Raw genomic sequence first — 24,933 nt, forward strand, 5'->3', positions numbered from 1 at the left:
GCTCAGATGTTGCGGAAGCGGTTGATGGCGTCGATGTGCTTCTCGCGCAGCTCGGGGTCGCTGACGCCGAGGCCCTCGCGGGGGGCGAGCGCGAGCACGCCGACCTTGCCCTGGTGGAGGTTGCGGTGCACGTCGTAGGCGGCCTGCCCGGTGTCCTCCAGGGAGTACACCTTGGAGAGCGTCGGGTGGATCTTGCCCTTGGCCACCAGGCGGTTGGCCTCCCACGCCTCGCGGTAGTTGGCGAAGTGCGAGCCGATGATGCGCTTCAGGGACATCCACAGGTAGCGGTTGTCGTACTCGTGCATGTAGCCCGAGGTCGAGGCGCACGTGGTGATGGTGCCGCCCTTGCGCGTGACGTAGACGCTCGCGCCGAAGGTCTCGCGGCCGGGGTGCTCGAAGACGATGTCGATGTCCTCGCCGCCGGTGAACTCGCGGATGCGCTTGCCGAAGCGCTTCCACTCCTTCGGGTCCTGGGTCTGCTCGTCCTTCCAGAACTTGTAGCCCTCGGCGTTGCGGTCGATGACCGCCTCGGCGCCCATGGCCCGGCAGATGTCCGCCTTCTCGGGGCTGGAGACGACACAGATCGGGTTGGCGCCGCCCGCGAGCGCGAACTGCGTCGCGTAGGAGCCGAGTCCGCCGCTGGCGCCCCAGATCAGGACGTTGTCGCCCTGCTTCATGCCGGCGCCGTTGCGGGAGACCAGCTGGCGGTACGCGGTCGAGTTGACCAGACCGGGAGCGGCGGCCTCCTCCCAGCTCAGGTGCCGCGGCTTGGGCATGAGCTGGTTGGACTTGACGAGCGCGATCTCGGCGAGGCCGCCGAAGTTGGTCTCGAAGCCCCAGATGCGCTGCTCGGGGTCGAGCATCGTGTCGTTGTGGCCGTCGGAGCTCTCCAGCTCGACCGACAGGCAGTGCGCGACGACCTCGTCGCCCGGCTGCCAGGCGTTGACGCCGGGGCCGGTGCGCAGCACGACGCCCGCGAGGTCCGAGCCGATGATGTGGTACGGCAGGTCATGGCGCTTGGTGAGCTCGCTGAGCCGGCCGTAGCGCTCCAGGAAGTTGAAGGTGGAGACCGGCTCGAAGATCGAGGTCCAGACCGAGTTGTAGTTGACCGAGGAGGCCATGACGGCCACCAGGGCCTCGCCCGGGCCGAGTTCGGGGATCGGCACCTCGTCCAGGTGGATCGACTTGCGCGGGTCCTTGTCGCGGGTGCTGAGCCCGGCGAACATCTCCGCCTCGTCCTTGTGCACGGTGATCGCGCGGTACGACTCGGGGAGCGGCAGAGCGGCGAAGTCGGCGGAGGTGGACTCCGACGACTGGATCGCGTCCAGGATTTCCTTCACGGTGTTGCCTCCGGCGAAGCGCCCGACAGGGGGCGTTGAGGGTCTTCGGGGGTGGTGCTGTGGAGGTGTGCCGTCGGTTCGGCGGTGTGGTTCAGATACGGCAGCGCCTGGTGGGCGCGGGAGGGTTGCCTGTGACGCAGGCGTCCGGGCGCACTCGCCAGTGGTGGCTTGTGGGGACAGCCGGCGTACGAGGTTGCTCTGCACGCCGGCCGCCCGGACAACATCAACGTATGGCACCCGGTGCCAAGTGACAAGACACTGCGTGCCAAGAGTTTCTCTCAATTGCGGATTGACCTGCGCAGATGAGCGATGATCGATCGTTGCAGGTCAGGGCCGCGGTCCCCGCATACGCCGGTGGCCGCATCCCTGCGTGAGGGATGCGGCCACCGGGGTGTGTGAGGGCTACTTGGTTCTGAGGGCGTGCTTGATGGTCTGCATGATCTCGTCGAGCGGCGCATCCGTGCGGGCGACCGCGACCAGGACCTCGTCGCTGGTCGAGACGGAGGCGGCGGCCGGCTTCGGCTTGGCCGTGCGGCCCGCTCCTATGCCGGAGCCGAAGGTCTCCCGCACGATCGAGAAGGCGTGGTCGAGCTGGGTCTCCACATCACCCTGGCCGCCGGCCCGCAGCCAGCGGCGCAGTACGTGGTTGTGCGCGGTGACGACCGCGGACGCCGCGACCTCGGCGAGCAGCGGGTCGTCGTTCCCCGGCTGGTGGTCGTGCTCGTCGAAGTGGCCGAGCAGATAGCGGGTGAAGAGGCGCTCGTAGCGGGCGACCGAGGCGATCTCGGCCTCGCGCAGCGTCGGCACCTCGCGGGTCAGCTTGTAGCGGGCCACGGACACCGTGGGGGAGCCCGCGTACATCTTCATGACCTCTTTGATGCCCCGGCACACCGTGTCGAGCGGGTGCTCGTGCGGGGGCGCGGCGTTCAGGACCGCCTCGGCCCGCACCAGGGTGTCGTCGTGGTCGGGGAAGATCGCCTCTTCCTTGGAGCGGAAGTGGCGGAAGAAGGTGCGCCGGGCCACCCCGGCCCGGGCCGCGATCTCGTCGACGGTGGTGGCCTCGTACCCCTTCGCGGAGAACAGGTCCATCGCCGCGGCCGCCAGCTCCCGGCGCATTTTGAGCCGCTGGGCGGCCGCCCGGCTGCCCGCGGCACTTTCCGGGGCGTCGGGCACAGCGTTCGTACGGGAGGACCTGGCTGGCTGGGGCATGGACCGAACGTACTGCATATTTGCAGGAAGTCGCGCCCACGGGGGCGAGCTGCCCGGAGGTTGCAGCAGCCCGCCCCACCCTGCTTCCGGATCAGCGCCGGGCATACTCGCGGAATCCGCGGCCCGTCTTGCGGCCCAGGCAGCCGGCCGCGACGAGGTGTTCGAGCAGCGGCGCCGGCGCCAGGCCGGGGTCGCGGAACTCGGCGTGCAGCACCTTCTCGATGGCCAGCGAGACGTCCAGGCCCACCACGTCGAGCAGTTCGAACGGGCCCATCGGGTAGCCGCCGCCGAGCTTCATCGCGGCGTCGATGTCGTCCAGGGTCGCGTAGTGCTCCTGGACCATCTTGATCGCGTTGTTGAGGTACGGGAAGAGCAGCGCGTTGACGATGAACCCGGCGCGGTCGCCGCAGTCCACCGGGTGCTTGCGGATCTTCGCGGTGACCTCGCGGACGGTGGCGTGCACCTCGTCGGAGGTGAGCACCGTGCGGACCACCTCGACCAGCTTCATCGCCGGAGCCGGGTTGAAGAAGTGCATGCCGATGACGTCCTGCGGGCGCGAGGTGGCGCGGGCGCAGGCGACGACGGGCAGCGAGGACGTGGTGGTGGCGAGCACCGCGCCCGGCTTGCAGATCTTGTCCAGGGTCGCGAAGAGCTGCTGCTTGACCTCCAGGTCCTCGGCGACCGCCTCGACCGCGAGGTCCACCTCGGCGAAGGCCTCCAGGGCGCCCGCCGCCGTGATGCGGTTCAGGGTCTCCTCGCGCGCCTCGGCGGTGAGCCGGCCCTTGTCGACGGAGCGCGAAAGCGACTTGCCGATACGGGACTTGGCGGTCTCCGCCTTCTCCAGGCTGCGGGCCGCGAGCACCACGTGGTACCCGGCCTTGGCGAAGACCTCCGCGATGCCGGACGCCATGGTGCCCGAGCCGGCCACGCCGACCGAGCGGATCTCACGGCCGCCGCCCGCGCCCGCGATGGCGCTCGGCGTCTGGGCGTCGGTCGCCACGACCGAGCTGCCCTCGCCCTCGTACGTGTAGAAGCCGCGGCCCTTCTTGCGGCCGGTGAGCCCGGCCTCGGCGAGCTGGCCGAGGATCGGGGCGGGCGCGTGCAGGCGGTCCTGGGACGAGGCGTACATGGCCTCCAGGACGGTCCGCGCGGTGTCGATGCCGATCAGGTCGAGCAGTTCGAGCGGGCCCATAGGCAGGCCGCAGCCCAGCTTCATCGCGGCGTCGATGTCCTCGCGCGAGGCGTACTTCGACTCGTACATCGCGGCGGCCTGGTTCAGGTAGCCGAAGAGCAGCCCGTCGGCGACGAAGCCGGGGCGGTCGCCGACCGCGACGGGCTCCTTGCCGAGGTCGAGGGCGAGCGCGGTGACCGCGTCGACGGCCGGGGGAGCGGTGAGCACGGACGAGACGATCTCGACGAGCTTCATGGCGGGCGCCGGGTTGAAGAAGTGCAGGCCGAGCACGCGCTCGGGGTGCGCGGAGTCGGCGGCGAGCCGGGTCACCGAGAGTGCGTTGGTGCCGGTCGCCAGGATCGCGGTGGGCGCGACGATGGCGTCGAGCGCGTGGAAGACCTGGCTCTTGAGCTCGTACGACTCGGGCACGACCTCGATGACGAGCTCGGCCTCGGCCGCGGCCTGGAGGTCGGTGAAGGTACGGAACCGGGCGAGGATGTCGCTCCGCTCCTGCGGGGTGATCCGCTCGCGGGACACCGCGCGGGCCGTGGACGCTTCGAGCGAGGCCACGGCCTGGCGGGCGGCGCGCTCGCTGATGTCGATGCCGATGACCTCGCGGCCGGCGCGGGCCAGGACTTCGGCGATGCCGGTGCCCATCGTGCCGAGGCCGACCACGGCGACAGTGTTCAGGGGGATGTCCATCACGGGACTCCAGGGATGAGTGACGACTGAGAGAGGGCGCACGCGACCGGCATCAGGGGGCGCTCGGATACGCCAACGGGCGCACGGCGTGCGGGAGTTGTGTCGTGGTGCCAAGGGCCGACGGCCCTGTCCCGGGGCGCGTCGTACAGAACTGCCGAACCGACAAGCACTCGCGGCGGCTGCGTCACCAGGCCACCGGAGTCGGCGGGGGTTACCCGCTCACTTGAGGTTAACCGGCGAGTAACGAGCGCGCCAGCCCTCCGTCGCGTCCAACCGGTGTGATCTGGCTCGCGCCCGTTCTGCGGAGGACGTGTGGTTACTGGCCACTTCACCCGCTTTCCGGACTTTGCATCCGATCATCCTCGGGGTGCCAACGCCCTTGCGCCACTACCCTTTTGGGCATGGATGAGGAGTTCAGGTCGCTCGCGGACCGGGTGCGCGCCGAGACCGGGGGGTCGGCGGCGTACGAGCGGCTGATCGCCTGCGCCGACCGCGACGAGCTCGCGGCGGTGCTCACCGAGCCCGAACGCCCGCTCTGGGCGCGGGAGGTCGCGGCGTTCCGGCTCGGCGTCGCGGGGGACCGCCGGGCCTTCGAGGCGCTGATCCTGCTGCTCAACCACCGCGACCCGGAGCGCTGCGTGAGCGCCGCGTACGCGCTGGCCAGGCTCGGCGACCCGCGCACCGCGCGCGCGGCGGCGGCCCTGGCCACCAACGAACTGCGCACCGCCTACGCCCTGCACCCGGTCCGCCTGCTCACCGCGCTGCGGGCCCCGGAATCCGTACCGGCCCTGATCAAGACCCTGCGCCCGCTGCTCTCCCCGCACAGCCCGTACTGGCGCGTGGCCCAGGCCTGCATCGAGGGCCTGGGCGAGCTGGGCGACAAGCAGGCCGCCGACGTCCTGACCGAGGCCCTGGCCCACCCCCGCCTCGCCCGCTCGGCGGCGTGGGCGCTGCGCCGGATCGAGGCGGGGCGGGGCCGGGGCTAGCCCCGGCGCCCCGATCTCGCGACGGACCGGCCGGCTGGAGGCCGGGTCAGAGCAACGTCAGCTGGGTCGGCTCCGGTTGGGCCGGCTCCGGCGTGGCCGGTATGCGGCGGGCCGTGCCGCGGTGGGCCGGGCCGATGCCGAATTCCGTGGCCAGCTCGTGGACCTGGCCCGTGATCCGGCGCTGGTACCACTTCGGGGCGTACGCGCCCTCCGCGTACAGGCGCTCGTACCGCCGCACCAGATGGGGGTGGTGCTGCCCCAGCCACGCCATGAACCACTCGCGCGCGCCCGGCCGCAGGTGGAGCACCAGCGGCGTCACCGAGGTGGCGCCCGAGGCGGCGATCGCGCGGACGGTGGCGCGCAGCTGGTCGGGGTGGTCGCCGAGGAAGGGGATCACGGGGGCCATCAGGACTCCGCAGCCGATGCCGTGCTCGGTGAGCGTACGGACGGCGTCGAGACGGCGGTCCGGTGCGGGTGTGCCCGGCTCGACCGTGCGCCACAGCTCCTGGTCGAGGAAGCCGACCGAGACCGAGATGCCCACCTCGGTCACCGCGGCCGCCTCCTTGAGCAGCTCCAGATCGCGCAGGATGAGCGTGCCCTTGGTGAGGATGGAGAACGGGTTCGCGTGGTCGCGCAGGGCCTCGATGATGCCCGGCATCAGGCGGTAGCGGCCTTCGGCCCGCTGGTAGCAGTCGACGTTGGTGCCCATCGCGATGTGCGCGCCCTGCCAGCGGCGCGAGGCGAGGTGGGCCCGGAGCAGCTCCGGCGCGTTGACCTTCACCACGATCTGCGAGTCGAATCCGAGGCCGGTGTCCAGATCCAGATAGCTGTGCGTCTTGCGTGCGAAGCAGTACACGCATGCGTGCGAGCAGCCGCGATACGGGTTGACGGTCCACTCGAACGGCATCCGTGAGGCGCCCGGGACCCGGTTGACGATCGAGCGGGCCCGGACCTCGTGGAAGGTGATCCCGCGGAACTCGGGGGTGTCGAACGTCCGGGTCGTCACCGCGTCCGCGGAGAAGAGGGCGGCCGTGCGGGCCGGGCCGGACGGGGCGTCGTCATCGGCGAGATTCTCCCAGCGCATGAACGCCTCCTTTGCTCCCGTGGGCCTTGTTCGGTCACTCCCACCCCTGAATAGAACACATGTTCCCTTCTTGATCGCAACCCGGATTGTGACGTCGGACCCCGAGGTGGTTGGCTTGGCCCACCCCCCGAAACCCCGGAAACACAAGTGCTGGAGGAAGTGCCATGGCGCAGGTCGAGGCCACGACGGAGCGGATCGTCGCGGCGGATCCGGAGACCGTGTTCGACACGCTGGCCGACTACAAGGACGGACGCCCCAAGCTTCTGCCGGAGCACTTCAGCGAGTACCAGGTCTGCGAGGGCGGCGACGGCGAGGGCACCCTCGTCCACTGGAAGCTCCAGGCCACCAGCAAGCGCGTCCGCGACTGCCTCCTGGAGGTCACCGAGCCGACCGACGGACAGCTCGTCGAGAAGGACCGCAACTCCTCCATGGTCACCACCTGGACGGTCACGCCCGCGGGCGAGGGCCGCTCCAAGGTCGTCGTCAGCACCGTGTGGAACGGCGCCGGAGGCATCGGCGGATTCTTCGAAAGGACCTTTGCGCCCAAGGGACTTGGCCGCATCTACGACGCCATGCTCGCCAAACTGGCCGAAGAAGTGGAGAAGTAGCCCGCGCGACCCTCCCCTGCGGTCACCGGTTCGGGTGGATTTCCGTTCCGGCCCGTAGTGCGCCGTAGGGGCTCCCGCCAGCGCTTAAGCCCCCGGCGTGCGCCTCCCGCTCCGCTCGTCTCGGTTGCCCCGGTTGTCGCGTAATGCGAGAAATGGTCGGCGCAAGCGCGACGAGGGGAGCAGTTTCGTGGGCGGGATCACTCTGGTGAAGGACGAGCGGGCCGCCGAGCCCGCTCCGGTCCCGGCGGACCGACTCCCGGTGCAACAGGCGCCGTTGACGCCCCGCCGGGTGCGCATGGTCTTCCTCGGGCTGATGCTCACCCTGCTGCTCGCGGCGCTCGACCAGATGATCGTCGCGACCGCGCTGCCGAAGATCGTCGGCGATCTGCACGGCCTCGACAAGGTCTCCTGGGCCGTCACCGCCTACCTCCTCGCCTCCACCATCGGCCTGCCGATCTACGGCAAGCTCGGCGACCAGTTCGGCCGCAAACCCGTCTTCCAGTTCGCGATCGTCGTGTTCGTCGCCGGCTCGGCCCTGGCCGGCTGGTCGCGCACGATGGACGAGCTCATCGCCTTCCGCGCGGTCCAGGGCATCGGCGGCGGCGGGCTCATGATCGGTGTGCAGGCGATCATCGCGGACATCGTGCCGCCCCGGCAGCGCGGCCGCTTCATGGGCCTGATCGGCGCCGTCTTCGGACTCGCCTCGGTCGCCGGGCCGCTGCTCGGCGGCTTCTTCACCGACCACGCCTCCTGGCGCTGGTGCTTCTACATCAACGTGCCGTTCGGCCTGGTCACCCTGGCCGTCATCACCGCCGTACTGAAACTGCCCCGGCCTCGCGTCCGGCCCCGCCTCGACGTGCTCGGCATGCTGCTGCTCGCCGCGGCCTCGACCTGTGTGGTCCTGCTGACCAGTTGGGGCGGCACGGAGTACGCCTGGGATTCGCGGCAGATCCTCGGGCTCGCCGCGGGCGCTGCCGGAACGACCCTGCTGTTCCTCGTCGTCGAGAACTTCGCGGCCGAACCCGTCATCCCCCTGCGGCTGTTCCGCGACTCGATCTTCAACGTTTCCGGGCTCGTCGGCGCGGTCATCGGCGTCGCCCTCTTCGGCGCCGCGAGCTATCTGCCGACGTTCCTGCAGATGGTCGACGGGGCCAGCGCCACCGAGTCCGGGCTGCTCGTGCTGCCCATGATGGGCGGCATCGTCGCCGCCTCGATCGTCTCCGGCCAGCTCATCAGCCGCACCGGGCACTACAAGATCTACCCGATCCTCGGCGGCGCGGTCTCCGCCCTCGGCATGTGGCTGCTCTCCAAGCTCGGCACCGACACGCCGCGGCTCGACTACAGCATCTGGATGGCCGTGCTCGGCGCGGGCATCGGCCTCGTCATGCCGGTCCTCGTCCTGGCCGTGCAGAACGCCGTCGACCCCGCCGACCTCGGCACCGCCACCAGCGCCAACAACTACTTCCGGCAGATCGGCGGCAGCGTGGGCGCCGCCGTCTTCGGCACCCTGTTCACCAACCGCCTCGCCCACGCGCTCACCGAGCGGCTGCCGGCCGGAGTCCGCCTGCCCGACCCCGAGTCGATCACCCCGCAACTGGTGCACGCCATGCCGCCCGCGCTGCGCGACGGCTACATCCGGGCATACGCCGACGCCATGCCGCGGATCTTCCTGTACCTCGTGCCGGTGCTCGTGCTCGGCTTCGTCCTCGCATTCCTTCTCAAGGAGAAACCGCTGGTGTCCCAGAACGCCCCCGCAGCCGAGACCGCGCCCCTGCCCCACGCCCGCACCGCCAACTCCGGCTGCGCCAGCGGCGTCCCGGTCTGCGGAACGGTCCAGCACCACGACGGATCCACCGTGCCGCGCGCCGCCCTCACCCTCGTCGACGTACGGGGCCGGCAGGTCGGCCGCGGGGCCAGCGGCGCCGACGGGCGCTACGCGCTCAGCGTGCCCGGCGCCGGATCGTACGTCCTGATCGCCGCGGCCGGCGGCCACCAGCCACAGGCCGTCGCCGTGACCGTCGGCGAACGCCCCGTCGACCTCGACGTGGTGCTCGGCGGCGCCGGACGCCTCGCCGGCAGCGTCGTCACCGCCGACGGCAGCCCCGTACGGGACGCCGCCGTCACCCTCACCGATGTACGCGGCGAAGTCGTCGCCTCCACCCGCAGCGGCCGCGAAGGAGCCTATGTGATGGGCGAGTTGGTGGCGGGGGAGTACACCCTGGCCGCCAGCGCACCCGCCTTCCGGCCCGCCGCCCTGCCGGTCACCGTGCAGGCGTCCCGCGAGACCCGGCAGGACATCGAACTCGCGGGCGGGGCCGTCCTGCGCGGCACCGTGCGGGCCGGCGGCGGGCGGCCCGTGGAGGACGCGCGGGTGACGCTCCTCGACGCCGCGGGCAACGTCGTGGACACCCTCACCACGGGCCCCGACGGCACCTTCCGCTTCGTCGACCTGTCCTCCGGCGAGTACACGGTCATCGCGGCGGGCTATCCGCCGGTCGCCACGGTCCTGCAGGTCGCGGGCGGCGGACGGACCGAGCGGGATCTCCAACTCGGCCACGAGGACTGACCTTTCGTCAATGAGGGGGCCGGTTTCGCGCGGGCGTGCGCCTATTCACGGGTTGCCTCCCGCGCGGCCCCGAAATGGCCGTACGGTGGTGGTACAGCCGCCGATTCTCGCGGCGGGGAAGGAGCCTCCCACCCATGGACAGTGGTACTCCGCCGAAGCTGCCGCAGCAGTTCGCCGTGGCCGGCCGGATCCCGCTTGCCGTGATCGTCGTGGACGGCGACGGCCTCGTGTCGCACTGGTCCTCCGGTGCGCGCAGGCTGTTCGGTCCCGGCAAGGAGGACGCGGTCGGCAGGCCCGCCGCCGATCTGCTCCCCGTCTCCGGCGCGCTGGAGCAACGCTTCGACGACTACGACGTGTTCGACGAGTTCGGCCCCGGCCTCGACGGCCCGCTGACCGGACGCACCTCCTACCCCACCGCGGGCCGGGCCGCCCTCAACGAGCCCGGCCGGGAACGTACCGACGTGCTGTGGTGGGCCTACCCGCTCGTCGGACCAGGGCCCGAGCGGCTCCTGGTGCTCGCCGCGGACGCGGCCCAATTGCACCGGGAGGCCGGCGACGACGGCGGCTCCATCGAGCGGATAGCGCCCGGCTTCGCGCTGCACACCGACTTCCCCGGCTCCGACGAACTGGCCCGCAGGCTGCCCGAGATCCTGCCCAGCATGAGCGTCGGCGAGAGCTCCCGGATCGTCTCCCAGGTCCTCGAACTCGGCTATCCCGTGCTGGAGTTCAGCCAGCACGACCGTGTGCCCGTCACGCCCGACTGGGGAGTGCCCCGGCGCGCCGAACAGCGGCCCGCCCGGCGCCGCCACCCCATGGGGCCCGTGGCGCGGACGCAGCCGCCCTCGCCCGAGTTCGCCGCCGACCTCGAATACGCGGCGGTGCGCGAGCGGCTCGAATTCCTCAACGACGTCAGCGGCCGCATCGGATCCTCGCTCGACCTGTCCCGCACCATCCAGGAAGTCAGCGCCGCCGTAGTGCCGCGCTTCACCGACGTGGCGGGCACCTATCTGCGCGAGCAGGTCATCGCGGGCGAGGGCTTCCCCGACGGGCCGCCCGACGAGCGGACCCTGTGGCACCGGGTCGCCCTGGAGCACGTCGACGAGCCGGGCCGCTGGGACGACGTGGTGCCGGTCGGCGAGTCCATGCCGTTCCCCGCGCACACGCCGTTCTTCCAGTGCATGACGTCCGGCGACCCCGTCCTCGTGCCGAGGATCAGCGAGCAGATGGGCACCGCCATCGCCTCGCAGTTCGAGAAGCGCGACATCCGGCCGCTCATCAACGGACGCTCGATGCTGGTCGTTCCGCTGAAGGCGCGCAACGTGGTACTCGGCTTCATGATCCTGCTGCGGCACGCCGAGCGCGCCGAGTTCAACGACATGGACCGCGTCACCGGAGCCGAACTGGCCGCGCGCGCCGGGCTCGTGCTCGACAACGCCCGCATGTACACCTACCAGGAGAGCGTCGCCGACACCCTCCAGGACTCGATGCTGCCGCAGGTCACCCCGCGCATGGCGGGCTGCGACACAGCCACCCGCTATCTGCCCGGCACCCTGCTCGGCCGGGTCGGCGGCGACTGGTTCGACTCGATCAAACTGCCCGGCTCGCGGACCGCCCTGGTGGTCGGCGACGTCATGGGCCACGGCCTCAACTCGGCCGCGATGATGGGCCAGTTGCGTACGGCCGTGCAGACCATGGCCGCGCTCGACCTGCCGCCCGACCAGCTCCTGCGCAGCCTCGACGACCTGGCCCAGCGCCTGGGCGAGCACTACCTCGCCACCTGCCTGTACGCCGTGTACGACCCCATCAGGGGCGAGCTGCTCATGGCGAACGCGGGCCATGTGCCGCCGGTGATCGTACGGTCGGCGGACGGCCGCAGCGAGCTCCTCGAACTGCCCACCGGGGCCCCGATCGGCGTCGGCGGAGTGCCGTTCGAGACGGCCCGCATCCGGGTCGAGCCCGGCGACCGGCTCGTCATGTGCACCGACGGGCTCGTCGAGGTGCGCGGCGAGGACATAGGCGTCGGCCTCGCCACGCTCTGCGAGTTCGCCGCGCACCCGGCGGCCTCGATGGACGATGCCTGCGACACGATCATCCGCGCCCTCAACACCCGCGGCGGCCGCAAGGACGACGTGGCCCTGCTCATGGCGCGACTCAACGGCATCACCCGCGAGGACGTCGCCGAGTGGCGGCTCGACGCCGACCCGCGAGAGGTCGGCCGGGCCCGCCGCCTGGTGCGCGAACAGCTCGCGCACTGGAGCCTCTCCGACGTCGCGGAAACGGTCGAGCTCTTGGTCAGCGAGGTCGTCACCAACGGCATCCGGCACACGCACGGCCACCAGGTCGAACTCCGCCTGGTGCGGGCCGAGGCGCTCCTGTGCGAGGTGGTCGACGACGACCACACCCTGCCGACGCTGCTCAGCGCGGGCCCGCGCGACGAGGCGGGCCGGGGCCTGCGTGTGGTCAGCGCGCTCGCCCGGGAGTGGGGCACCAGCCGCACCGGCAACGGCAAGACCGTCTGGTTCGACGTGGCGCTGCCGCACACGGGGCGCCGGGCGCGCTGACACCCGGGCCGCGTGCTGGGAACTCCCGCCGGTCGAACGGCAGGTGAAGGTATGCGCCGGGTGCTTGTCCGGGTGCGCCCGGCGCGGTAGACCGATCTTGACACTGTGCGTGCAGCCTGGGGAGTCGGTCATGAGCGTGACAAGTCGGTACAAGGACGCCTGGGAGGGGTTCTGGCGCGAGGCGCCGGACGAGCAGGGCGCGGTCTTCTGGGACGCGGAACCGGCTCTCACCGCGGCCCGCCACCTGGCCCACTTCGCCGCCCGCATCGACCGCCCCGACCTGCCCCTGGTGGACCTCGGCTGCGGCAACGGCACCCAGACCCGCTATCTCGCGGCCCGCTACCCGAAGGTGACCGGCGTCGACCTCTCGCTCGCCGCCGTCGAGCACGCCCGGAGCCAGGACCCGGACGGCGAGGCCGAGTTCGAGCAGCTCGACGCCGCCGACACCAAGGCCGTCGACGAGCTGCACACCCGCCTCGGCGACGCCAACGTCTACGTACGCGGCGTCCTGCACCAGTGCGAGGCGGCCGACCGCCGGCCCGTCGCCGACGCCATCGCGACGCTGCTCGGCACGGACGGACGGGCCTTCGTGGTGGAGCTCGCCGAGGCCGCGAAGCCGGTCCTGATGGGTCTGGCCCAGAGCCCGGCGGGGCCGCCGCCCAAGCTCCGCCCGGTCTTCGCCCACGGCATCGCGCCGGGCGAGCTCTCCGACGCCGCCCTGGTGGAGCTGCTCACCACCGCGGGCCTGACCGTGCTCGCCGAGGGCGAACTCCCGCTCACCACCACGGAGTACACCGCCGACGGCCGGCGCATCGAGCTGCCGTCCAGATGGCTGGTGGCCGGCCCGGCAGGCAGCGAGGGCTCGTAGGCCCCCTGATCCCAAGGGAATTGACCGGCACTCGTCCTGCGCCACCGCCTGCGGCGCGCAGGACGAGTCAGCGCGCGGTGTCGCTGAGGGTGAAGGTGGCTCCGTCGGGGTCTTTGAGGCGGACCCAGGTGCCGGTGGCGGAGATGCCGTCGGCGAGGACCGTGGCGCCGTGGGCAAGGGCCTTCTCCGCGTGGCCGTGGGGGTCCTCGACGGCGAAGTGGGTGTGCCAGTGGGGGCGCAGGCTGGGGTCGGGGGCGGCTTCGACGGCGCCGGAGGTGAGGCGGGCGACGATGTGCCCGGCGTGGCGCAGGACGACTTCCTCGTGTTCGTACTGGACGTCGCAGCAGCCGGGCCGGTCGCAGGCCCAGTCGAGGACCTCGCCGTAGAAGATCGCCGCGTCGAAGGCGTTGCGGGTGTGCAGCCGGGTCCAGGTGGGGGCGCGGTCGCGCCAGGATTCCCAGTTCGAGAGGAGCGGGCCCTGCCAGATCCCGAAGACGGCTCCGTCCCGGTCGGCCGCCAGCGCCCCGCGCCCGGTGTGCAGGGCGACCGGCCCGACCGCGACCGTGGCGCCCCGCTCGCGGATGCGCGCCGCGGTGACGTCGGCGTCCTCGACGGCGAAGTACGGCGTCCACGCGACGGCCACCTGGAGTGACGGCGCCAGCGCTCCGATCCCGGCGACGGGAACCCCGTCCGCCAGGGCGACCCGGAACTCCTCACCGAGCGACCCGGTCCGGAACGTCCAGCCCATGGCCGCGCCGTAGAAGTCGAGCGCGGCATCCAGGTCGCGGGCCATGAGGCTCACCCAGCACGGAGCCCCGCACACGGCGGCGCTCGAGTCGGCGGCCGGCCGCGGATCCGCGGCGGTATCGGGATTACTCGGTGACGGCGTCACTGAAACCCTCGCTCTCAGGAATTTCGGCATACCGGCACATAGACCCCACCATTGTCCCGCCCTCGGCCCCCGCTCGCATGTGGAGCCGTCCAGTGCCGGTCATTGGTCGGGGTCGCAGCTCTCCCTGCGCCGCCCGATCGTGATCAGGGCGGCCATGAGGGCGTCGTGATCGTCCCGGGCCGCCACGTGGACGGCGCCCTCCTCAAGGACGGCGTGCAGCTCCGGGAGCCCGGCGGTGGCGGGCGTCGTCCGCAGGACCACACCGCTCGGCGGCGTCAGCGAGCGCAGCCCCATGAACAGGGCGGCCGGATCGCTGTCCCCGTCCATGCTGGGGTCGAGGACGGTGACGTCGGGCAGCAGGACATGCGCCTGGGCCAGGGCGAGCCGGGGGCTCGGGGTGTGCGAGATGACGCGGAAGTGGCGGTTCTGATGAATGCGCTCGCTCAGTACGGCCGCTTCCTCGTCGGTGGCTACCAGCAGGACGGTCATCACGCTTCCAGCATGGCCGCACGGGCGGGTAAGAGCCACGCGGGGCCTCCGGGGGCCGCTGCCGCGAGCGACGCGGGCCCCCGGCCGTCAGGCGTGCGCCGCCTCGGCGACGATCCGGGCCGTCTCCCGCCCGGCCCGCAGGGCATCGGCGCCGGTGGCGGGCACGCAGTGGCCGAGCCCGGGGTCGTACGAGGTCATGACGATCCCCGCGTGATCGGTGTCCGCCTCGTGCAGGCGAGCGGTCCAGGGCCGCTTCTCCAGCGCGGCGAGGAAGTCGCGGGAGTGGCGGGACTCGACCACCGTGTCCGCCGTGCCGTGGACCAGGACGACGGGCACCTCGGACGCGGCCGCCTCCGCCAGGTCGTCCAGGGGGACGGTGCCCGTGCTGCGGGCGGGGCGCCCGTACAGACCGGCGATGCCGACGACCGCCTTCGGGAGCCGGCCGTCCATGAGGTCCGGCCGCAGCGCGGTGCCGATCGCGGCGCCCGCCCCCATCGACCAGCCCGCCACCACGAGCTGCTCCGGGTCGGCGCCGAAGGAGGCGGCGTTCTCGCGCACGTACCGCAGCGACGCCACGAGGTGCGCGCGGCCGCCGTCGGGGGCGTCCGAGCGCCAGTCCGGCACGAACACGGTCGGCCCGTGCGAGGCCGTCTCCTCGGCGAGGGCGCCGACCTCGAACCGCGTGTCGGGGCCGATGCCATGCCAGAGCAGCACGGCCGGGCTGGGCGCCGGGGCGCCCTCGGGGCGGTACACGTCGAGGAGTCGGGGCGCCGACCCGTCCACCGCGGTGTACGGGACTGTGCTGATCGGCATGGCGGTCCTTGGGCTGAGTGGCGCTGAAACGACCTTCACCGTAACGCTGTTCGTACGGCGAGCGGGTCCCCGGGGTCGGCCGGGAACCCGCCGGCCGACGGTTTCAGCGCTGCGCCGCGAGGGTCTCCTCCCAGAGCGCGCGGGTGATCTCGGCGGCCGGAGCGCTGCGTGCGAGACGGTGGCGCGCCCCGGCCCACAGGTGCAGCCGTTCGGCGTCCCCGGCCCCGGCGGCCGCCGAACGCAGCGCGCGGGTCAGGTGGTGCACGTGCGGGTACGCGCTGGGGGCCGCGGCGTCGTAGGCGTCGATGAAGTGGTTGCGCAGGGCGCGGGCCGGGCGCCCGGAGAAGGCCCGGGTGACGGCCGTCGTCGTGAAGCGCGCATCGACGAGGGCGTCCTGGTGCGTACGCGAGGCGCCCGATTCCTCCGCGCGCAGATAGAGGGTGCCGAGCTGGGCCGCACACGCCCCGGCGCCCAGCACGGCGGCCACGTCCGCGCCCGTGCCGAGCCCGCCGGCGGCGATGAGTGGCAGCTGTACGCGGGCGCGCACCGAGGCCAGCAGATCGAGCAGCGGTACGTCCTGCGGTCGCGCCGCGATGTCGTGCGTGGCGCGGTGGCCGCCCGCCAACGGGCCCTGGACGCAGAGCGAGTCCACGCCGACGGCCTCCGCCGCCACGGCCTCGGCGAGCGTGGTGACCGTGGCCACGAGATGGCTGCCCGCCCGCTGCAGGGCCTCCGCGATCCCGGGCGCGGGCAGCCCGAAGGTGAAGGAGACGAGAGGCGCGGGCTCGCTCAGGAGCACCTCGATCTTCTCCTCCCATCCGTCGTCGTCGGCCCCGGTGCCGGGCAAGGGCAGCGTGAGCCCGAACCGCTCGGCCTCGCCGCGCAGTTGCTCGCGGTACGCGCCGACGGCGTCGACGGCGCTCGGATCCGGGACACCCGGCACGAAGAGATTGACGCCGAACGGCCGCGAGGTCAGCTCACGGGTGCGGACGAGCTGCTCCCGCATGCCCTGCGCGCTGCGGTATCCGGCGGCCAGGAACCCGAGGCCCCCGGCACTGTTGACGGCTGCGACCAGCTCCGGGGTGGAGGCGCCGCCCGCCATGGGCGACTGGACGATCGGAACGGCTAACTCGTCGAGGCGGAAGAACATGCGGACTGCTCCGGGGCGTTGAGGGGTGTGGGGGGTGTGGTGCGGGTGCGGTGTCTCCACGAACTATGTGATGCCTACACGCAGCTGACGGTGATGATCCGTCAGGAAAGTGTGATCCATCAGACAGCCGCAGGCCCGCGGTTGTGGGGCGGTCGGTGCCCGCCGGGCCCGCGCGGCTCCCGCCGCGAATGGCTCGAACTCGTCGCCGCCGTGCCCGGGGCAGGCCCGGTCCGGGACGGCGACGCATGCCGCGGCCCGCACGCGCGGACCCGCATCCTGGCGATCGACGAGGCACCGTACGGGCCGACCGGATACGGTGCTGCTGTGCTGATCAAGGGGGAGGACCCGGGGACGGCGCTGCTACTGGCGGCCGCTCCGGCGAACAAGGGCCGTCTCATCGACGCGGCGTCGGTCCTGCCGGGCCTGGCCGCGGTCGCCCCGGGCGTGCTGGCCGGTACCGGCGCGGCCACCGTCGTGGAGCTCGCCGACCCGGTGGACCCGCAGACCGTGCTGACCCGGATCCGCGCCGCGGCCGCGGCGCCCGGCCCGCTGTTCCTGTACCTGGCGGGCCAGTTGCACGTGGACGCCAGACAGCAGCAGATCCATGTCGCGCTCGCCCGCACCACCCAGGCGACCGTGCGCTACACCGGCCTTCCGTGGGCCTGGCTGGCGCACGAGTTCCAGGTGCGCGGGCCCGGCACGACCACGGTCGTCGTCGATCTGGCCGCCACCGCGTCGGCCTGGCAGCGGCTGCGTCAGGAGGGCCTCGCCCTCGGCCACGGCGTCCGCCTGTACGGACGGGTCACCGCACCCGCACCACGCCGGAAGATCGCCAGCCCCGACTATCTGAAGGTGTACGCCGAGGTGTGGCGCGGCGGCGCCCAGCCGTCCCTCACCGAGCTCCACGCGTACGCGGCGGACCGGGTGGGCCCCGGCGACGCGCTGTATCTGGCCATGGACGGAGTGCCCGCCGACCCCCTGCCCCAGCAGTTCGTACCGGCCGCCGCGGCCGACCCGCATCCGGCGATACTGGCCGCCGCCGGCGCGGGACGCCACGGTGAGGCGGCCTCCATGGCGGCGATGTGGGAGAGCGAGGCGCTGCGTGCGTACGGGCCGGGCTCACTTGAGGCGATCCACTGGCTGGAGGTCCGCGCCGACCTCGCCCGGCTCGCCGGGGAACCGGCCCGGTCCTGCGAGTGGTGGATGGCCTGTGCGCAGGCGCGGCTGGCCCGCGGGCAGACCACCGACGACACCGACGTGCAGGGCGCGGTCGACCGCGCGCACCACCAGTGGGAGCAGCTCCGCGACCCGGACCGCGCCCGCTCCCTCGCCCCGGCCCTGGTCACTCTGCGCCGTCAGGTGCCGGGCCTCCAGCGCGGCGCACTGGAGGCCGTGCAGCGCCGCCTGGAGCAGCTGCACGCGGTGCCGGCCACCGGGCGCTGAGCGGGTTCGGGTGAACCCAGCTGCCGACTGCCGGTCCAGCGGCCGCGGGCCGGCCCCTACTCGTACCGGTACTTCAGCGAGTCCGCCTCCGCCTGCTCGATGTCGGCGATCGTCAGCTCCGGCATCCGCAGCTGGGCCAGCGTCACCTCGGCCGAGGCGGGCTGGGCGTCCGCGGGCAGCCACTCCTGCGGCTTCCAGGCCGCGCTGCGCAGCAGCGACTTGGGGCAGTGCGGGTAGACCTCCTCGATGCCCAGGACCAGCGCACTGGCCGGCGGCTTGCCCACGGCGGTCAGCTGCGATAGCAGCTCCGGGCGGGTGGAGACACAGGCCCGGCCGTTCACCCTGAGCGTCGTGGTGCGCCCCGGGACGACGAACAGCAGTCCGGCCCGTCCGGTGGCGATGACGTTCTGCAAGGTGTCAAGACGCTTGTTGCCGGTGGCGTCGGGTATCGCCAGCGTCCGTTCGTCCAGGACGGCGACGAACCCGGCGGGGCCGCCGCGCGGGGAGACGTCACAGTTGCCCTCGGCGTCCGCGCTGGCGATCAGGACCAGGGACGAGCAGCCGATCAACCGCCGGGTCTGGTCGGTGAGTTCGGTCATCTGCTTGCGCACGGCCGCGGCGCCGGGGAGTTCGTACGTCCGGCGCAGCGCGTCCAGATCGGGCACGGCGTCGTGGCTGAGCGAGTCGAAGGTGCTGCCGGCAAGGGATGTCGTCGTCATGCCTCCGACCCTAAAGGCCGACCTGTGACCGACCTCGGTCGGCCTGCGGGGGCATGGGGCGTGGAGGCGGGCGCGCGCGTGCGACCGGCCCGCTCTCCTGTCACCCGTGGGCCCGGAAGGACGCACGGACCTGGCCGAGCCGCCGCCGGAACCGGCGCAGCCGCTCCTCCCAGCGCCCCGCAAGGCGCCCGGCCGTCCAGATGCGGCCTGCCAGGCGGGCCGCCCAGCCCGCCTGCCGGGCCCGGGCCCGGGCGCGCACCGCGCCGCGCCGCGGGGCCGGGCGGGGGCTCGCTGCTCCTGCTCTGCCCATGAACCCAGGGTGGTCCGCCCGCCCGGCCACCGCACGCCGAGCGCCCGGTGACGCGCCGCGTACCGAAGGTCAGGCGCCCCCGGTGTACGGCACGCGGCCGAGCTCGCGCGGCTCGGCGAGGGTGCCCCACTCGTCCTTGCCGAGCCGGGACAGCGGCCGCAGCCGGGTTATCTCGGGGTGGCCGTCGACCATGACGTCGTCGGAGACCACCGCGTGCACGACACGCCCGAACACGACCGTCGAGTCGCCGATCCCGAGCGTGCTGTGCAGCTCGCACTCCAGCGCCACCGGCGACAGAGCCACCCGCGGCGGCTTCACGCGCAGGCTCGGCTCGGTCGCGAGGCCCGCCTGATCGAACTCGCTGACCCCGGGCGGGAAGTTGGTCGCCGTGTCGTTGATCTGCGCATGCAGCGGCTCGGGCGCGAAGTTGACCACGAACTGCCCGGTTGCCTCGACATTGCGGAGCGAGTCCTTGCGTCCCACCGAGGTGAACTGGACGACGGGCGGCGCGACGGAGGAAATGGTGAAGAACGAGTGCGGCGCGAGGTTGGGGGTGCCGTCGCCGTCCACCGTCGACACCCAGGCGATGGGCCGCGGCACCACGGTGGCGGTGAGCAGACGGTAGAACTCGACGCGGGACATGGCGGCGGGATCGAAGTCAATACGCATGCGGCCAGTATCCATTGGCTCCTTCCGTCGCCCGGGGGAGACCGCCGGGCATGCGCCGGAGCCAGGGCGGCCACGCCCGGACGAGGTACTTCAGTCGGCCAACTCGGTTCCTGAGACGGGTGGTCGGGGAAACGCGCCGTGTGCGCGAGCGATGCGGGGACACGGCCCCGCCGGCCCCCGTACCGGGCGTCACAGGTATGGACCTCTGGTGTCCGCCCGGTCCCTGGCCTGGGTATGGGGTGACAGGTACCGTGGGGCGCCATGAAGATCCTCATCAGTGCGGACATGGAAGGCGCCACCGGAGTCACCTGGCCGGCCGATGTGCTGCCGGGAACGCCGCAGTGGGAGCGCTGCCGGGGCATGTTCACCTCGGATGTGAACGCGGCCGTGCTCGGTTTCTTCGACGGGGGCGCCGACGAGGTGCTCATCAACGAGGCGCACTGGTCCATGCGCAATCTGCTGCTGGAGCGGCTCGACGAGCGGGCCCAGATGCTCACCGGCAAGCACAAGTCGCTGTCCATGGTGGAGGGCATCCAGCACGGCGACGTCGACGGGATCGCCTTCGTCGGCTACCACACGGGCGCCGGCGCGCAGGGCGTGCTCGCCCACACCTACCTCGCCAACTCCATCACCGGGGTGTGGCTGAACGGCGCCCGCGCGAGCGAGGGGCTGCTCAACGCCCATGTCGTCGCCGAGTACGGGGTGCCGGTGGTGCTGGTCACCGGCGACGACCTCACCTGCGCCGATGCCGAGGGCTATGCGCCGGACGCCCGCAAGGTGGCCGTCAAGGACCATGTCTCGCGGTACGCGGCGGTCTGCCGCACCCCCGCGCGTACCGCCGGGGACATCAGGGCGGCGGCGAAGGAGGCCGCGGCCCTCGCGCGCAGGGCCGCGCCCGTGGACGGCGGGCCGTTCACCGTGGACATCGAGTTCGACGCCGAGCACCTCGCGGACGCGGCCACTGTGGTGCCCGGCGTGGCGCGTACGGGTGAACGGCGGGTCTCCTACACCAGTCTGACGATGTATGAGGGCATTCGCACCTTCAAGGCGGTCACGACGATCGTCTCGTCCGCGGTGGAGGAGCAATATGGCTGAGGTGGAGACAGCCGATCAGGCGGCGCTCGACGAGGTGGTGGCCTTCACCTCCGAGCTCATCCGGATCGACACCAGCAACCGGGGCGGCGGCGACTGCCGGGAGCGTCCCGCCGCCGAGTACGCCGCCGAGCGCCTCGCCGGAGCGGGCCTCGAACCTCTCATGCTGGAGCGCACCCGGGGACGTACCAACGTGGTCGCCCGGATCGAGGGCAGTGACCCCTCGGCCGACGCCCTCCTCGTGCACGGCCACCTCGACGTGGTGCCCGCCGAGGCCGACGACTGGAGCGTGCACCCCTTCTCGGGCGAGGTCCGGGACGGGGTGGTGTGGGGCCGGGGCGCCGTCGACATGAAGAACATGGACGCGATGGTCCTCGCCGTCGTACGTGCCTGGGCCCGGCACGGGGTGCGGCCCCGGCGGGACATCGTCATCGCCTACACCGCCGACGAGGAGGCCAGCGCCGTCGACGGCTCGGGCTTCCTCGCCGACCACCACCCCGAGCTGTTCGAGGGATGCACGGAGGGCATCAGCGAGTCGGGCGGCGTCACCTTCCACGCCGGGCAGGGCATGGAGATCTACCCGATCGGCGCGGGGGAGCGCGGCACCGCCTGGCTGCGGCTCACCGCGCACGGCCGCGCGGGCCACGGCTCCAAGGTGAACCACCACAACGCGGTCAGCCGGCTCGCCTCGGCCATCGCCCGCATCGGCGAGCACGAATGGCCGGTCAGGATCACCCCCACGGTCCGCGCGAGCCTCCTCGAACTCGCCGCCCTGCACGGCATCGACGCCGACCCGGACGCCGAGGGCTTCGACGCCGACGAACTGCTCGGCAAGCTCGGCCCGGCCGCCGCCCTGGTCGAGCCGGTGATCCGCAACAGCGCCAACCCGACGATGCTGGAGGCCGGTTACAAGGTCAACGTCATCCCGGGGCACGCCACCGCCTATGTCGACGGGCGCATCGTGCCGGGCGGCGAGGCCGAGTTCCGTACCACGATGGACGGTCTGACCGGGCCCGACGTCGACTGGGACTTCCACCACGGCGAGGTCGCGCTCCAGGCGCCGTTCGACTCACCGACGTACCTCAAACTGAAGGCCGCCGTCGAGCGGTTTGCGCCGGAAGGCCATGTGGTGCCGTACTGCATGTCGGGCGGTACCGACGCCAAGCAGTTCTCGCGGCTCGGCATCACCGGCTACGGCTTCGCCCCGCTGCGGATGCCGGCGGGGCTCGACTACCAGGCGCTGTTCCACGGCGTCGACGAACGGGTGCCCGTGGACGCGCTGCACTTCGGCGTCCGGGTCCTCGACCACTACCTGCGGTCCGCATAGCCCCCGAGGGAGAGTTGCCACGATGGTGCCCACCGCGCCCTACGGAAGCTGGCCGTCGCCGATCGACGCGGCCCTCGCCGCCGCCCACGACGGCTACCCCGACTACGTCGGGGTGGTCGGCGACGACCTGTGGTGGACGGAGGCGCGCCCCGCCGAGGGCGGCAGGCGGGTCCTGGTGCGCCGCCGCCCCGAGGGCGAGGCACAGCAGGTCCTGCCCGAACCGTGGAACGTGCGCAGCCGGGTCATGGAGTACGGCGGCCGCCCCTGGGACGGCGCCGACCGCGCGGCAAAGGGCCCGCTCGTCGTCTTCGTGCACTTCGACGACCAGCGCCTCTACGCGTACGAGCCGAACGCGACCGCCGCGCCCAGGCCGCTCACCCCGCTGTCCCCGGTCGGCGGGGGCCTGCGCTGGGTCGACCCCCGGATCGACCTCGACCGGGGCGAGGTGTGGTGCGTCCTGGAGGAGTTCACCGGCGAGGGACCCACCGACGTACGGCGTGTGATCGCCGCCGTGCCGCTGGACGGATCGGCGGCCGAACACCGGGGATCCGTAAGGGAGTTGAGCGACGGGCGGCACCGCTTCGTCACCGGGCCGCGGCTCTCGCCCGACGGACGGCGGGCCGCGTGGATCGGCTGGGACCACCCCCGGATGCCGTGGGACGGCACCGAGCTCGTCCTCGCCGACGTCGGCGAGGACGGCGCCTTGCGCCGGGCCCGCACGCTCGCGGGCGGCCCCGAGGAATCCATCGCGCAGGCCGACTGGGCCGCCGACGGGCAGCTTCTCTTCGCCTCCGACCGCAGCGGCTGGTGGAACCTGTACCGCGCGGAGCCCGGGACGGGGGAGGCGGTCGCGCTCTGCCCCCGCGAGGAGGAGTTCGCGGGACCGCTCTGGCAGGTCGGGCGGCGCTGGTTCCAGCCCCTGGACAGCGGCCTCGTCGCCGTCGTGCACGGCCGGGGCGCCACCACGCTCGGCATACTCGACCCCGAGAGCGGCGAGCTCGTCGACGCCGCGGGTCCCTGGACCCAGTGGAACCCGACGCTCGCCGCCCATGGCAGCCGCGTCGTGGGCGTCGCCGCGAGCCCGCGCACCGCCTACGAACTCGTCGAACTCGACACCGCCACCGGCCGTGCCCGAGTGATCGGCTGCGGCCACGACGACGCGGTCGACCCCGCGTACTACCCCGAGCCGCTGATCCGCACCTACACCGGACCCGGCGGCCGGGACATCCACGCCCACGTCTACCCGCCGCACAGCCCCGACCGGATCGCCCCCGCCGACGAACTGCCGCCCTATGTGATCTGGGCCCACGGAGGCCCCACCAGCAATGTGTCCCTCGTGCTCGACCTGGAGACCGCCTACTTCACCTCGCGCGGCATCGGCGTCGTCAAGGTCGACTACGGGGGCTCCACGGGGTATGGGCGCGCCTACCGCAACCGGCTGCGCGAACAGTGGGGCGTCGTCGACGTCGAGGACTGCGCCGCCGTGGCCCGCGCCCTGGCCGACGAGGGCACCGCCGACCCGCGCCGCCTCGCGATCCGCGGCGGCAGCGCGGGCGGCTGGACCACGGCCGCCTCTCTCGCCGCGACCGACGTGTACGCCTGCGGCACGGTCAGCTACCCCGTCCTCGACCTCGCGGCCTGGCTCGACGTCACCCACGACTTCGAATCGCAGTACCTGGAAAGCCTCGTCGGCCCCTACGCCGAACTGCCCGGCCGCTACCGCGAACGCTCGCCCGCCCAGCACGCCGACGGCATCACCGCCCCGTTCCTGCTGCTCCAGGGCCTGGACGACGCGATCTGCCCGCCCGCGCAGTGCGAGCACCTCCTGGAGAAGATGACCGGCCGCGGCATCCCGCACGCCTACCTCACCTTCGAGGGCGAGGGCCACGGCTTCCGCCGCGCCGACACGATGATCCGCGCCCTGGAGGCCGAGTTCTCGCTGTACGCCCAGGTGTTCGCGATCGACCGCACCGACATCCCCCTCCTGGAGCTCACCAAGTGACCGCAACCGAGCTCACCCGCCCGCCCCGGCTGCGCCCCGGCTCCAGGATCGCGGTGGTGGCCCCCAGCGGGCCCCTCGTCGAGGAACGCCTCCAGGCCGGGCTCGACGTGCTGCGCGGCTGGGACCTCGACCCGGTCGTCACGCCCCAACTGACCGACAGACACCCGGAGTTCAGGTACCTGGCGGGCGAGGACGAGACGCGGGCGCGCGACTTCCAGCGGGCCTGGTGCGACCCGACCATCGACGCGGTGATGTGCGCCCGCGGCGGCTACGGCGTCCAGCGCATGGTCGACCTCCTGGACTGGAACGCGCTGCGGGCGGCCGGCCCCAAGGTGCTCATCGGCTACAGCGACGTGACCGCCCTGCACGAGGCGTTCGCCGTCCGCCTGGGCCTGGCCACCCTGTACGGCCCGATGGCCTCCACGCTCGCCTTCGCCAAGAACGCCACCACCCAGGAGTCCCTGCGCACCACCCTGTTCGAGCCGGAGGCCGCGATGACCCTCGGCCTGCCGGGCGCCCGCGCGCTGATCCCCGGCCGGGCCCGCGGCGTCACCGTCGGCGGCTGCGTGTCCCTGCTCGCCGCGGACCTCGCCACCCCGCACGGCCGCCGGTCCGCCGCGGGCGGTCTGCTCCTGATCGAAGACATCGGCGAGGAGGACTACCGTCTGGACCGGGTGCTGACCCAACTCCTGCGCGCGCACTGGCTGGACGGCGTCACCGGCGTGGCCCTCGGCTCCTGGCTGGAGTGCGGCCCGTACGAGGAGAGGGTGCGCCCGGTACTCCACGACCGCCTGGCCCGTCTGGGCGTACCGGTGGTGGAAAACCTGGGCTTCGGCCACTGCGAGGCGTCGCTGACGATGCCGCTGGGGGTGCGGGCGGTTCTGGACGCGGACGGGGGCGCGATCACCCTGGAGAGGCCCGCGCTGGCCTGA

21 protein-coding genes are annotated in these 24,933 nt (G+C 72.5%); 10 read left to right on the forward strand and 11 right to left on the reverse strand.

Features of this window, described 5'->3' with window-relative positions; genetic code table 11:
• Positions 1-2: 2 nt before the first annotated feature.
• From ccrA to ABD346_RS14040, 3 genes are all read right to left on the reverse strand, one after another.
• Positions 3-1,340, reverse strand: a complete 1,338-nt coding sequence (gene ccrA, locus ABD346_RS14030; RefSeq protein ID WP_344374916.1) for a crotonyl-CoA carboxylase/reductase — start codon at positions 1,338-1,340, stop codon at positions 3-5.
• A gap of 402 nt (positions 1,341-1,742) precedes the next feature.
• A complete protein-coding gene (locus ABD346_RS14035; protein ID WP_344374917.1) occupies positions 1,743-2,549 on the reverse strand; it encodes a TetR family transcriptional regulator in 807 nt (268 codons plus the stop codon).
• A 91-nt stretch (positions 2,550-2,640) separates the two neighbouring features.
• On the reverse strand, positions 2,641-4,422 hold the full coding sequence (locus ABD346_RS14040) for a 3-hydroxyacyl-CoA dehydrogenase family protein (protein WP_344374919.1): 1,782 nt from the start codon (positions 4,420-4,422) through the stop codon (positions 2,641-2,643).
• Between the two features lie 401 nt (positions 4,423-4,823).
• Here ABD346_RS14040 and ABD346_RS14045 point away from each other — a divergent pair, with 401 nt between their 5' ends.
• Positions 4,824-5,408 carry an adenylosuccinate lyase gene (locus tag ABD346_RS14045; protein WP_344374920.1) on the forward strand — a complete coding sequence of 195 codons (585 nt, stop codon included), beginning with the start codon at positions 4,824-4,826 and terminating at the stop codon, positions 5,406-5,408.
• A gap of 46 nt (positions 5,409-5,454) precedes the next feature.
• On the opposite strand, the gene ABD346_RS14050 is transcribed toward ABD346_RS14045, so the two are convergent.
• On the reverse strand, positions 5,455-6,492 hold the full coding sequence (locus ABD346_RS14050) for an Rv2578c family radical SAM protein (RefSeq protein ID WP_344374921.1): 1,038 nt from the start codon (positions 6,490-6,492) through the stop codon (positions 5,455-5,457).
• Between the two features lie 164 nt (positions 6,493-6,656).
• Here ABD346_RS14050 and ABD346_RS14055 point away from each other — a divergent pair, with 164 nt between their 5' ends.
• The 4 genes from ABD346_RS14055 to ABD346_RS14070 all read left to right on the forward strand — a co-directional run bounded on the left by ABD346_RS14055 (position 6,657) and on the right by ABD346_RS14070 (position 13,095).
• Positions 6,657-7,100, forward strand: coding sequence for an SRPBCC family protein (locus tag ABD346_RS14055; RefSeq protein ID WP_344374923.1), 444 nt, complete (start codon positions 6,657-6,659; stop codon positions 7,098-7,100).
• A 187-nt stretch (positions 7,101-7,287) separates the two neighbouring features.
• Positions 7,288-9,666 (forward strand): MFS transporter, encoded by a 2,379-nt coding sequence (locus ABD346_RS14060; RefSeq protein ID WP_344374924.1) that lies wholly within the window; start codon positions 7,288-7,290, stop codon positions 9,664-9,666.
• A gap of 134 nt (positions 9,667-9,800) precedes the next feature.
• On the forward strand, positions 9,801-12,227 hold the full coding sequence (locus ABD346_RS14065) for an ATP-binding SpoIIE family protein phosphatase (protein WP_344374926.1): 2,427 nt from the start codon (positions 9,801-9,803) through the stop codon (positions 12,225-12,227).
• A 130-nt stretch (positions 12,228-12,357) separates the two neighbouring features.
• Entirely contained in the window at positions 12,358-13,095 is a 738-nt protein-coding gene (locus ABD346_RS14070; protein WP_344374927.1) for a class I SAM-dependent methyltransferase, read from the forward strand.
• A gap of 67 nt (positions 13,096-13,162) precedes the next feature.
• On the opposite strand, the gene ABD346_RS14075 is transcribed toward ABD346_RS14070, so the two are convergent.
• The 4 genes from ABD346_RS14075 to ABD346_RS14090 form a co-directional block, all read right to left on the reverse strand.
• Complete coding sequence (locus ABD346_RS14075; protein ID WP_344374929.1) at positions 13,163-13,888, reverse strand: VOC family protein; 726 nt, start codon at positions 13,886-13,888, stop codon at positions 13,163-13,165.
• A gap of 198 nt (positions 13,889-14,086) precedes the next feature.
• Positions 14,087-14,479 (reverse strand): response regulator, encoded by a 393-nt coding sequence (locus ABD346_RS14080; RefSeq protein WP_344374930.1) that lies wholly within the window; start codon positions 14,477-14,479, stop codon positions 14,087-14,089.
• Positions 14,480-14,563: 84 nt separating this feature from the next.
• Positions 14,564-15,289 (reverse strand): alpha/beta hydrolase, encoded by a 726-nt coding sequence (locus ABD346_RS14085; RefSeq protein WP_344374932.1) that lies wholly within the window; start codon positions 15,287-15,289, stop codon positions 14,564-14,566.
• 103 nt (positions 15,290-15,392) lie between these two features.
• Positions 15,393-16,439, reverse strand: a complete 1,047-nt coding sequence (locus tag ABD346_RS14090) for an NAD(P)H-dependent flavin oxidoreductase (RefSeq protein WP_344374933.1) — start codon at positions 16,437-16,439, stop codon at positions 15,393-15,395.
• Between the two features lie 111 nt (positions 16,440-16,550).
• Here ABD346_RS14090 and ABD346_RS14095 point away from each other — a divergent pair, with 111 nt between their 5' ends.
• Positions 16,551-17,882: a hypothetical protein gene (locus ABD346_RS14095; protein ID WP_344374935.1), complete on the forward strand. Its 1,332-nt coding sequence runs from the start codon at positions 16,551-16,553 to the stop codon at positions 17,880-17,882.
• Positions 17,883-17,938: 56 nt separating this feature from the next.
• Here ABD346_RS14095 and ABD346_RS14100 read toward each other — a convergent pair whose 3' ends face one another.
• The 3 genes from ABD346_RS14100 to ABD346_RS14110 form a co-directional block, all read right to left on the reverse strand.
• A complete protein-coding gene (locus tag ABD346_RS14100) occupies positions 17,939-18,601 on the reverse strand; it encodes an MSMEG_1061 family FMN-dependent PPOX-type flavoprotein (protein WP_344374936.1) in 663 nt (220 codons plus the stop codon).
• Positions 18,602-18,701: 100 nt separating this feature from the next.
• On the reverse strand, positions 18,702-18,911 hold the full coding sequence (locus ABD346_RS14105; RefSeq protein ID WP_344374937.1) for a hypothetical protein: 210 nt from the start codon (positions 18,909-18,911) through the stop codon (positions 18,702-18,704).
• Positions 18,912-18,980: 69 nt separating this feature from the next.
• Positions 18,981-19,580 carry a flavin reductase family protein gene (locus ABD346_RS14110; RefSeq protein ID WP_344374939.1) on the reverse strand — a complete coding sequence of 200 codons (600 nt, stop codon included), beginning with the start codon at positions 19,578-19,580 and terminating at the stop codon, positions 18,981-18,983.
• A 261-nt stretch (positions 19,581-19,841) separates the two neighbouring features.
• Here ABD346_RS14110 and ABD346_RS14115 point away from each other — a divergent pair, with 261 nt between their 5' ends.
• Genes ABD346_RS14115 through ABD346_RS14130 form a run of 4 tightly spaced genes read left to right on the forward strand, consistent with a single transcriptional unit; the run spans position 19,842 to position 24,933 of the window.
• On the forward strand, positions 19,842-20,675 hold the full coding sequence (locus ABD346_RS14115; RefSeq protein WP_344374940.1) for a M55 family metallopeptidase: 834 nt from the start codon (positions 19,842-19,844) through the stop codon (positions 20,673-20,675).
• The gene (locus tag ABD346_RS14120) at positions 20,668-21,999 is read left to right on the forward strand and encodes a M20/M25/M40 family metallo-hydrolase (RefSeq protein WP_344374941.1); all 1,332 of its coding nucleotides are present in this window, start codon (positions 20,668-20,670) and stop codon (positions 21,997-21,999) included. The genes ABD346_RS14115 and ABD346_RS14120 overlap by 8 nt, the downstream gene beginning before the upstream one ends.
• A 22-nt stretch (positions 22,000-22,021) precedes the next feature.
• Positions 22,022-24,001, forward strand: a complete 1,980-nt coding sequence (locus ABD346_RS14125; protein WP_344374943.1) for a dipeptidyl-peptidase 5 — start codon at positions 22,022-22,024, stop codon at positions 23,999-24,001.
• Entirely contained in the window at positions 23,998-24,933 is a 936-nt protein-coding gene (locus tag ABD346_RS14130) for a S66 peptidase family protein (protein WP_344374944.1), read from the forward strand. Before ABD346_RS14125 ends, ABD346_RS14130 begins: the two co-directional genes overlap by 4 nt.

The sequence above is a fragment of the Streptomyces mauvecolor genome, from assembly GCF_039532965.1.
GTDB classification, from domain to species: Bacteria; Actinomycetota; Actinomycetes; order Streptomycetales; family Streptomycetaceae; genus Streptomyces; species Streptomyces violascens.

What these genes read in the sequence shown, in the direction of transcription:
- ABD346_RS14035 (WP_344374917.1), bottom strand. Translation starts at nt 2,549, where the DNA reads ATGCCCCAGCCAGCCAGGTCCTCCCGTACGAACGCTGTGCCCGACGCC.
- ABD346_RS14040 (WP_344374919.1), bottom strand. Translation starts at nt 4,422, where the DNA reads ATGGACATCCCCCTGAACACTGTCGCCGTGGTCGGCCTCGGCACGATG.
- ABD346_RS14045 (WP_344374920.1), top strand. Translation starts at nt 4,824, where the DNA reads ATGGATGAGGAGTTCAGGTCGCTCGCGGACCGGGTGCGCGCCGAGACC.
- ABD346_RS14050 (WP_344374921.1), bottom strand. Translation starts at nt 6,492, where the DNA reads ATGCGCTGGGAGAATCTCGCCGATGACGACGCCCCGTCCGGCCCGGCC.
- ABD346_RS14055 (WP_344374923.1), top strand. Translation starts at nt 6,657, where the DNA reads ATGGCGCAGGTCGAGGCCACGACGGAGCGGATCGTCGCGGCGGATCCG.
- ABD346_RS14065 (WP_344374926.1), top strand. Translation starts at nt 9,801, where the DNA reads ATGGACAGTGGTACTCCGCCGAAGCTGCCGCAGCAGTTCGCCGTGGCC.
- ABD346_RS14070 (WP_344374927.1), top strand. Translation starts at nt 12,358, where the DNA reads ATGAGCGTGACAAGTCGGTACAAGGACGCCTGGGAGGGGTTCTGGCGC.
- ABD346_RS14075 (WP_344374929.1), bottom strand. Translation starts at nt 13,888, where the DNA reads ATGGCCCGCGACCTGGATGCCGCGCTCGACTTCTACGGCGCGGCCATG.
- ABD346_RS14085 (WP_344374932.1), bottom strand. Translation starts at nt 15,289, where the DNA reads ATGCCGATCAGCACAGTCCCGTACACCGCGGTGGACGGGTCGGCGCCC.
- ABD346_RS14090 (WP_344374933.1), bottom strand. Translation starts at nt 16,439, where the DNA reads ATGTTCTTCCGCCTCGACGAGTTAGCCGTTCCGATCGTCCAGTCGCCC.
- ABD346_RS14100 (WP_344374936.1), bottom strand. Translation starts at nt 18,601, where the DNA reads ATGACGACGACATCCCTTGCCGGCAGCACCTTCGACTCGCTCAGCCAC.
- ABD346_RS14105 (WP_344374937.1), bottom strand. Translation starts at nt 18,911, where the DNA reads ATGGGCAGAGCAGGAGCAGCGAGCCCCCGCCCGGCCCCGCGGCGCGGC.
- ABD346_RS14110 (WP_344374939.1), bottom strand. Translation starts at nt 19,580, where the DNA reads ATGCGTATTGACTTCGATCCCGCCGCCATGTCCCGCGTCGAGTTCTAC.
- ABD346_RS14115 (WP_344374940.1), top strand. Translation starts at nt 19,842, where the DNA reads ATGAAGATCCTCATCAGTGCGGACATGGAAGGCGCCACCGGAGTCACC.
- ABD346_RS14120 (WP_344374941.1), top strand. Translation starts at nt 20,668, where the DNA reads ATGGCTGAGGTGGAGACAGCCGATCAGGCGGCGCTCGACGAGGTGGTG.
- ABD346_RS14125 (WP_344374943.1), top strand. Translation starts at nt 22,022, where the DNA reads ATGGTGCCCACCGCGCCCTACGGAAGCTGGCCGTCGCCGATCGACGCG.